Origin of the sequence: Arthrobacter sp. SIMBA_036 (genome assembly GCF_046535135.1) — a bacterium.
GTDB lineage: Bacteria > Actinomycetota > Actinomycetes > Actinomycetales > Micrococcaceae > Arthrobacter.
In genome coordinates this window covers 1-273 of sequence record NZ_JAWRXG010000164.1, presented here as the reverse complement: position 1 = coordinate 273, position 273 = coordinate 1, and the positions used below count along the sequence as shown (strand labels likewise).

1 pseudogene is annotated in these 273 nt (G+C 64.5%); it reads right to left on the bottom strand.

Annotated elements, in window-relative coordinates:
- Positions 1–190 (bottom strand): annotated as a pseudogene (locus tag SB659_RS19500) (NAD(P)/FAD-dependent oxidoreductase); the annotation flags it as partial.
- Between the last annotated feature and the right edge of the window lie 83 nt (positions 191–273).

Sequence of the window (273 nt, the reverse complement as noted above, 5' to 3'; positions counted from 1 at the left end):
CGATTGGATTACCTTCAGCGCTCAACACTGAGAGACCGCCAAGGGCGCGTCCGAGGCTTGGGCCGTAACCCGTCGCGGCGATGAGAATGTCTGGGTCGACAATCTCGCCGCCGGCCAAATGAACCCTGCCGCCAAGCACGCGGTCAACCTCGCGGACAACCGCGATCCGGCCGGCCTTTATCGCGCCCATTGCTCCGTCGTCGACGGGGATTGCAATATGATCGCACCTGAGCCGGGTCGCCGCTCCCCGAGCGGGCTTTGGAAAGCCGAACC